Raw genomic sequence first — 8,408 nt, forward strand, 5'->3', positions numbered from 1 at the left:
ACAGTTCCTTCCATAACTTCAAATTGTTTTTTTACATGCTTTTCTGCAATCTTACTTGCTGATTTTCTCTATTGTTCCATTGTCTTATGAAGCTTTTGTAAATAACGCCAACGAGTTATAAAGAAATATAAAACTTGTATACATATAAATGAAATTAAAATGACGATAGAGCTATTTAGAATAGAAAAATCGACTAATTGTTGTAATGCCATATAAGCGACTACAGTATGTATTACTGCAACGACAATTGGTAAGAAAAACATTAATAATAACTGTCTCGTTACAACTTTCTTTAGCTCCCGTTTACTTAACCCCATTTTCGAAATCATTTTATACTGCTGTTGATCACGATTCAAATCAGTATATAATCGGAAATAAATAAAACTAGCAGCAAATGTGAAGAAAACGATTCCGACTAAAACACTAGCCATAAGTAATAACCCATTCGTTTGTTTTGCACTTAACAACTCTATTGTTAGTGCTCTAAATTCAAAATGTATATCTCTAGGTTCTTGATCAAATATATTATTTAATTGGTTTGAAACCTCTTTCGTTTTTATCCAATCATCTACAACAAATCCGTAAGTACGATATTGAATAATATCTTCATTATCTGGACCACTATTAAGTGGAATTCCATCATATACATGATCTTGAATAGCAATATATATCCCTTTCGTATCATGTGGCAAAACTAAATTATCGACAGTTTTTTTCACATGAAATGTCTTTGTCCAATCGCCTTGAATGACTTCAATATTCTTCTTATAATCACCATTTTTAAATTCTTGTTTTTGTGATACCATTCCAGGAATTAATAACATTTCATCTTCTTTTTCAATCGTTTCTTGTTGATACCCTAGCGCTCTCGCAAGTTCGTTATATTCACTTAATTTCATTACATATACATTACTTTCTGTATATATATATGAAGATGAAGCCATTCGATACGGAATATTAGCATCAGCCAGATGGTTTTTTATAATAGAGAGATGTTTATCCGCTATTTTGTTGTTTTCAGGAGCCATGTATAGTAATGTATACGGATTCGTCATCCTTACTAAATCTTTATTTCCAAGAGCAGCTGTCGTGCCAATTGCTGTAAAAGCAACTGCTGATATAATAGATACTATAAAAAACATTGTTGCATTATCTTTCATACGATAAATTAATTCTGAAAATGTTAGTATATTTGTTCTCTTTAAAAAGAAAGTTTCTCTCCTTTTAGCAAGATGCAATATATAAACGCTACACTGTGTATATAAAAAGTACGTTCCAATAATCACCAGGAATACTCCTATTCCTAGCACAATAAAACTATGATTTGGGATAAAGCGAAATACTAAAATATAGCCATACCCTATACTAAATAAAGAAAAAATTGATAATAAAATTGACGATTTCGGTTCAGGTTTTGGCTTTTCTCCTGCTTGAATCAGTTCCACAAGCTCTGTAACTTTTATCATTTTAAATGTTACTAGCGAAACAATTAAAAATAAGAACAGAAATGTAATGATTGTTAATAATACAGCCTGTACTGGTATATAAAAAGGCAAGCCGTTACTAATCATTAATACACTTGCGCTTATTAATAAAACTAGTTTAGAAAATATGAGTCCAATAAGAATACCTATACATATTGAACCAAAACCAATTAACATATTTTCAATTAACAATAACTTTTTAAGCTGTCTCATTGACATACCTTGCATCATTAAAACGCCAAATTCTTTCTTACGCGTTTTTAAAAACGAACTAACTGAATATAAAATGAAGAAAAATGAAAATACAAAAATCAATCCTTGCGAAACTGAAAATCCCAATGTACCAAATGCACTTATTGTTGCACTTGTCGATTTCAACTCACCTTGTAAATCAGGATGAAATAATAAAAGAGCATACGTAAAGAAAATCATAATAGAAAATGCACTACTTAAAAAATGAGCAGCATATGTACGCTTATTGCGAAAAATATTATTAAATGCGAACTGACGAAAAGTCATGCCTTTTTCCTCCTAACAAAGAAAGGACATCCATAATCTTTTGATAAAAAGTTTGCCTACTTTCACCACAATAAATTTCGTTATATAGTTGACCATCTTTAATAAAGATTACTCGGCTGCAAAAGCTCGCTGCATACGGATCATGTGTAACTAACATCATCGTTGCTTTTTCTTCTTTATTTAGAGTATCAAGCATCTCCATTACATCATTTGAAGATTTAGAGTCCAAGTTCCCTGTTGGTTCATCTGCAAGTAATAATTGCGGCTTATGAACGATCGCACGAGCGATTGCTGTTCTTTGAGCTTGTCCCCCTGATATTTCAAATGTTCTTTTATTCAAGATATCTGTAATATTTAACTTCTCTGCAATCTCTTCCAATCGCTTGTTCATTTCTTGCACGGAAACACCATCTAAAGTCATCGGCAATACGATGTTTTCTTTTACAGTAAGTGTGCTAAGAAGATTAAATGATTGAAAAACAAATCCTAATTGTTTTCTGCGGAATAACGCTAAATCTTCTGATGATAATTGGAAAGGATTTGTGCCATTTATTAAAATTTCTCCCGATGATGGAGAATCAATAGTAGATACCATATTTAATAACGTTGTTTTTCCACTACCAGATGGCCCCATAATCCCTACAAATTCACCTTCTTGAATTGATAAATCAATATCAACTAATGCTTTATAAGGTACTTTCCCTTTATATACTTTACTAATACTTTTTGCATGTAAAATTTCCATGTATATTCTCCCTTCATTTGCACGTCTCATAACAGAGTGTAAATGAATTGTCTTACAGCTCATATTGATTCGTCTTTCATTTATCTTACACGCTTGTAAGATTTCTAAAAAAACTGATAATAAAACTTTTTTTAAACTGAAATTAACGCATAACTATCTTATAATAATTGTATAGTAGCAGGAAATACAAAGTATATGAAACCTTTATTATATAAATGAGAAAAGACCGATTGCTTTATCGGTCTTTTACTACCCAACGTTATATTTTTATCCACTCAGATCTTCTCAATATATAATGATTATATATTTGATTTTCTATCCTCTGTTGGCTCTTATAAATAAACCCACATTTTTCAATAACTTTATTTGATGCTACATTGTTAATTAAAGCAATTGCGTTAAGGACATTTAAATTTGTTTCTTTAAACAAAAAGTCAATTAAACCTTTAGTCGCTTTTGTAGCATAGCCATGATTTTGATGTTCATTTGAGATAGCATACATTATCTCTCTGTTTGGTGAAGGGAGTTCTTCTTTCATACCTGTGCAGCACCATCCAATAAATTCATTTGTGGTTTTCTTAAATATTCCTAGTCTTAATATGTGATCATCTATGTTAGTCGTAGTTCTCACTGCATGAAGAAACGCTTTATTTTCTGGTATTTCATAATTTACAACCCAATTAACCCTTTGTTCTTTCGTCGATTTCCAGTCCGGTAAAAACTTTTCTATTTCCGGTTGATTGGATATGTTATAAATACTCTCTGCATCTTTAGTGGAAAACTCTTGTAAGTAAATTTCACCACAATCTAGCCTAAATAACTTAGCGGAATTTTCTATTTCCATGACCATCCCCCATTGCCATCAACCTAAGCTTTTGAGATACCCCCATACCGAAATTTTCACCTTTTTACAGTTATTTATGAGAATTCAGCTCATTTTTTCGTTTTCGGGAACAATCAATTTCTTAAGTTGATGGGTATGTGATAATGCATCCATTTGAACAAATTTCCCTTTTCCATACCGATCACACACCTTTTGTAGAGTAATAGTATCAGCATATCCCAGTTTAAGAAGATGATTACGAAATATTTAGAATTTTTTCGCGAGAATCCTCCGAAATGTAATACGGACTTTAAATATTTTCATTTATAATTCTCTATTTGTCTATACTTTTCATACCGCTGTTGTATAAGCTCTTCCGAGGATAATAGTATCAATTTTTTCAGAGATGATTCGATTACAGATTCAATCACTTTTGCCTGTGATTTTATATCATTTTGTGCTCCACCTTTAATTTCAGGAATGATTTCATCAATAATTCCTAAATGTTTTAAATCTTTTGCTGAAATTTTCATATGTTCAGCAGCTTCTGGAGCATACTTAGCGTCCTTCCATAGGATAGATGCTGCTCCTTCTGGCGAAATTACCGAGTACCATGAATACTCTAACATATGGATATGGTTACCGACACTAATGCCAAGAGCTCCACCACTTGATGCCTCTCCAATTACAATACAAACAATTGGCACTTTAAGTGTAGCCATTTCAAATAGATTTCGAGCTATCGCTTCAGAAATTCCACGTTCTTCAGACCCTTTCCCTGGATAGGCGCCTATTGTATCAATAAATGTAATAATAGGGCGATTAAATTTATCAGCTTGTTTCATAAGTCTTAGCGCTTTTCTATAACCTTCTGGATGTGCCATTCCAAAATTTCTTTCTATATTTTCCTTTGTATTTCTACCTCTTTGATGACCAATAACCGTAACGGGCATCCCTTTAAATTTTGCAATACCACCTATCATTGCTTTATCATCACCATATAATCGATCACCATGAAGTTCGAGAAAGTTTGTAAACAATAAAGGTATATAGTCCAATGTCGTGGGCCGGTTACGTAGCCTTGCAATTTGAACTCGTTGAAAAGGTGTAATATTAGAATGAATTTTATCTTGCATTTTATTTAAACGTTTTTCTAATACATGAATTTCTGGCGATAAATCTACATTATTTTCTTTCATAATTTTCTTTAATTCATCAAATTTCTCTTTTAATTCAATAATAGGACGTTCAAAATCCAAACTCATTTTACCCTCCAAATGTTATGATTTACCTCACTCTAATCAAAAGACTTAGAAATAGAATCAATAAATAATTCAAAACCATCCACAACTATTTTTTGTTCTGATTCTGATAAATTATTGAGAATACTTTGATAAAATGTAATGGATTGCTCTCTTAAGCAATTAACAGTTATGTGACCTTTTTCTGTGAGGTGCAGAAAAAGTTCTCTTCTATTTTTTTCATTTACTTCACGATAAATAAGCCCCTTTTTTACTAACTTATCTACCAATCTACTTACAGTTGAAGTCTCTAATCTAAGTTTATTGGATAGTTGCCAAACAGTTAATTTTTCCACCTCTAGTTCCTCTAACGCCATCATTTGAGAAGTTGGTAAAGGTTTTTCAAATAGCCCATTGGGCAAATTTTGAGATTCAAAAACCCCAGTTATTATAATCATTTTCTTAATATCTGTTCTTAGTTTTAAGGCATCTTCTCTTTTCAAATAGGTCACCCTCCTACAACTAATGTATCATACATCAATTGTATTATACATGAATATGTTTTTTTCACAAGCTTAACGTAAGCCAATATTACAACAATGGTACGTTAAAAAAGCAAACGGAATACATCCAGCTTGATATGACACAAATGCTGTCTGGTCTAATCCCTGGTGAAACGATGGAAATCCCCGAGGCATACATTGGTCAAAATCAGAAACTTCCAGCACGTGTTATTATCCATCGTTTAACCGATGATCAAACGCAAATACGTCTGAAAAACCAAGCAATACGTGAAAAGAAGAAAGGCATTGTCATGAAGGATAAAAGTAAACGTTTAATGAGCATGAATGTATATATCACGAACACGTCGCTAGAAGAAGTACCGACGAACTACGTGCATTCATTATATTCACTTCGTTGGCAGATTGAAATTTTGTTTAAAACGCGGAAGTCATTCTTTGAAATTGATGAATGTAAAAATATAAAAAGAGAACACCTAGAGTGTCATTTATATGGGCAACTCATAGGTATTCTCCTTTGTTCTTCTACAATGTTTCAAATGCGACAGTTTCTGCTTGAAAAGAAAAAGCAGGAACTGAGTGAATACAAAGCGATTTATATGATTAAAGATTACTTTCCTTTACTGTTTCAAGCGATAGCGGTTGGCACAGAAGAACTTTTAAAAATTCTGCATCGCCTTTATCAACTGCTCAAAAAGAACGGTCGTAAATATCATAGACATAAGAATATGACCGTCTTTGATATTCTAGGGATTGTGTATAACACGACGGTGAAGCATAGACAAGCTGCCTAGCGAAAAATCACTTTTTAATAGGCTTCTTTAGCATGCCTACTTTTTTATCACTTACTAGTTTTGAAACAAGAAGCATTTCGTATCTAGTAATTTACTTGATTAGTTTGATGGGAATGTAACCATCCCCCTTAATCACGTTTACAAATACATTATAGTGCCTTAATCTGCTTCGTAAGTTCCATAAACCGTTCATCCAGTGCTTTATATTCTTTGTCGTTAGAAGTTAAAAAGCTTAATTTCCCTAATACTTCTTGTCTCTCTGTTTCTAACGTTAAACGTAGCTCTTCAATATCATCTCTTGTTTTCGTAGGTTCTTCTAGCTGCTTTTGTATCGTATTGTTTGAAAACACGAGTTTTGTGTTAGTTGTTTTCTCCAGAAAATATCGATCGTGAGATACAATTACTAATGTTCCGTTATACTCAGCTAATGTATTTTCAAGTTGTTCACGTGAAGGTAGATCCAAGTGATTCGTCGGTTCGTCTAAAATGAGTACATCTTTTTCATCTAAAATATAAGCCATTAGCTTACATTTTACTCTTTCTCCCATACTCATATGCTCAATCGGCTCTTTCCATTGAGAAGCTTGGAACCCTAAATGTTTCATTAAATTTTGGACTTTTCCTCTTTCTTCAAACGTCTCTTTAAAAAATAAATTTTCTGGTGTTTTATCAAGCGGTAAATCAAAAACTTCTTGTGTTAAATAGCCGATGTTCGCAGATGGTGAAATCCATATTTCTCCTTCAGCAGTTTCCGTTCCCATAATCATCTTCAGTAATGTTGTTTTCCCACTACCGTTTGGTCCAACAATCGCAACTTTCTCACCGTGCTGAATTGTAAAATTAACGTTTTCAAATAATACTTTCCCATGAAAGTCTTTTTTTAATTGCTTCACTTCTAAAAAACGTTTTCCTACTTTTTTGTTCGCTTGAATAGAAAACTCAACTGAATACTCTTCTTTCACATGTTCTACTTTCGCTTTCTCCAGCTCTTTTTCAAGTCGTTTTCGTTTTGACTTCACTTGTGCATCCATTCGCTTCGCTTTTACACGATAGAATTCTTTCACACCTTCTTGTTTTGTAGACTGCGCGTGTGCCTTTTGTGACCATGAACTCAATTCTTTTATATGTGTTTCTACTTGTTCTATCTTTTTTTGCTGCTTTTCATATTCACGCTGCTGCGACTTTCTTTTTTGCTCACGTGCTTTCATGTAGCTCGTATAATTACCACTATGCTCAATTAATTTTTTGTCCTCAATTGACCATATTTTTGTTGCGACAACATCTAAAAAATATCGATCATGCGATACAACGATAACTGTACCTCTCATGTTTTTTATTTGTTTAATGAGAAATCCCGTACTGATCTCATCTAAATGATTTGTCGGTTCGTCTAATATTAAGACATTAGGATTTTCAGCAAATCCTTTTGCTAATCGAATTTTCAGCTTTTCACCACCACTTAAAGTATGAAAATCGTTCGTTGGCACGCCCCATTTCGCAAGAAGTTCTGCTTCTTTTGCAATTACATCATTACTAATAAAAGATTCTATTTCTTGCTCAACATATGCTGTTGTCATATTCATTTGCATCCATTCAACAGTACCTTTTGAAGGTTCAATCTTCCCATTTATTAATTGAAGTAACGTTGATTTACCAGCACCATTTTTACCGATTAATCCGATAACATCCCCTTGTTTTACTGTCACATTCATTTTCTCTAACAACATATTTTCTTTTATTTCAACATAAACATCATTTAATTTTAATAGTTCTTTCATAAATATCGTCCCTTTCATTAAGGGAGAATAAAAAAATCCTCCCAAATAAATTTGGCAGGATTAGTCATTATATTATTTATACCCAAATAAGCTATTGCGCAATATAAATAGCAATACCGTTGTTTGGAATTGGGCAGACTAATCCTATTTTTTAGAAATTGAAATTTATTGAATTTCAACATTTAAAAATAAGATTAGTTAATCATCGTCCACCCATCATTCCTTTCCGTCATTAATAACCATATTGTACCATACTAGTACTGTATGAGTAAATGCAATTATTTGTGCTGTTAAAAAGATTGCTTTCTTTTAGGTTTATTTATCATTCCTTAACTTCATGTTGAATAAGCACAAATTACATTGATTGTACTACGTCCTTTAGATTTCCCCAATAGTAAACTTCTAAGCACTCTCTCTTATATAAAGTGAAACTTTAATCAGTGGGGGTTTTCTTCATCCCCACTGATTATTAGTTGAACCAATCGGACTTTTATGGGCAGCCC

The 8,408-nt window shown here is 32.5% G+C and carries 6 protein-coding genes and 1 pseudogene; 1 reads left to right on the forward strand and 6 read right to left on the reverse strand.

The genetic code is table 11. From position 1 onward, the window contains the following. Nucleotides 1-68: 68 nt before the first annotated feature. The 5 genes from MR107_RS22190 to MR107_RS22210 form a co-directional block, all read right to left on the reverse strand. A complete protein-coding gene (locus MR107_RS22190) occupies nucleotides 69-2,003 on the reverse strand; it encodes an ABC transporter permease (protein WP_000144159.1) in 1,935 nt (644 codons plus the stop codon). After that, nucleotides 1,978-2,748, reverse strand: coding sequence for an ABC transporter ATP-binding protein (locus MR107_RS22195; protein WP_000404283.1), 771 nt, complete (start codon nucleotides 2,746-2,748; stop codon nucleotides 1,978-1,980). Before MR107_RS22195 ends, MR107_RS22190 begins: the two co-directional genes overlap by 26 nt. A gap of 259 nt (nucleotides 2,749-3,007) precedes the next feature. Further along, entirely contained in the window at nucleotides 3,008-3,592 is a 585-nt protein-coding gene (locus MR107_RS22200) for a GNAT family N-acetyltransferase (RefSeq protein ID WP_000402112.1), read from the reverse strand. A gap of 299 nt (nucleotides 3,593-3,891) precedes the next feature. Further along, nucleotides 3,892-4,836 carry an acetyl-CoA carboxylase carboxyltransferase subunit alpha gene (locus tag MR107_RS22205; protein ID WP_000050722.1) on the reverse strand — a complete coding sequence of 315 codons (945 nt, stop codon included), beginning with the start codon at nucleotides 4,834-4,836 and terminating at the stop codon, nucleotides 3,892-3,894. A 32-nt stretch (nucleotides 4,837-4,868) separates the two neighbouring features. Continuing rightward, nucleotides 4,869-5,315, reverse strand: a complete 447-nt coding sequence (locus MR107_RS22210; protein WP_000817658.1) for a MarR family winged helix-turn-helix transcriptional regulator — start codon at nucleotides 5,313-5,315, stop codon at nucleotides 4,869-4,871. 83 nt (nucleotides 5,316-5,398) lie between these two features. On the opposite strand from MR107_RS22210, the pseudogene MR107_RS22215 reads away from it, so the two are divergent. Beyond that, nucleotides 5,399-6,127, forward strand: a pseudogene (locus tag MR107_RS22215) (IS4 family transposase); the annotation flags it as partial. 149 nt (nucleotides 6,128-6,276) lie between these two features. Here the strand turns inward: MR107_RS22215 and abc-f are convergent. Beyond that, nucleotides 6,277-7,905, reverse strand: a complete 1,629-nt coding sequence (gene abc-f / locus MR107_RS22220; protein WP_242292723.1) for a ribosomal protection-like ABC-F family protein — start codon at nucleotides 7,903-7,905, stop codon at nucleotides 6,277-6,279. Nucleotides 7,906-8,408 lie beyond the last annotated feature (503 nt).

Origin of the sequence: Bacillus cereus group sp. BfR-BA-01441 (assembly GCF_022663075.1) — a bacterium.
GTDB lineage: Bacteria > Bacillota > Bacilli > Bacillales > Bacillaceae_G > Bacillus_A > Bacillus_A cereus.

Bases quoted from the DNA above. Each gene is read 5' to 3' on its own strand.
- MR107_RS22195 (WP_000404283.1), bottom strand. From the start codon at position 2,748: ATGGAAATTTTACATGCAAAAAGTATTAGTAAAGTATATAAAGGGAAA.
- abc-f (WP_242292723.1), bottom strand. From the start codon at position 7,905: ATGAAAGAACTATTAAAATTAAATGATGTTTATGTTGAAATAAAAGAA.
- MR107_RS22205 (WP_000050722.1), bottom strand. From the start codon at position 4,836: ATGAGTTTGGATTTTGAACGTCCTATTATTGAATTAAAAGAGAAATTT.
- MR107_RS22190 (WP_000144159.1), bottom strand. From the start codon at position 2,003: ATGACTTTTCGTCAGTTCGCATTTAATAATATTTTTCGCAATAAGCGT.
- MR107_RS22200 (WP_000402112.1), bottom strand. From the start codon at position 3,592: ATGGAAATAGAAAATTCCGCTAAGTTATTTAGGCTAGATTGTGGTGAA.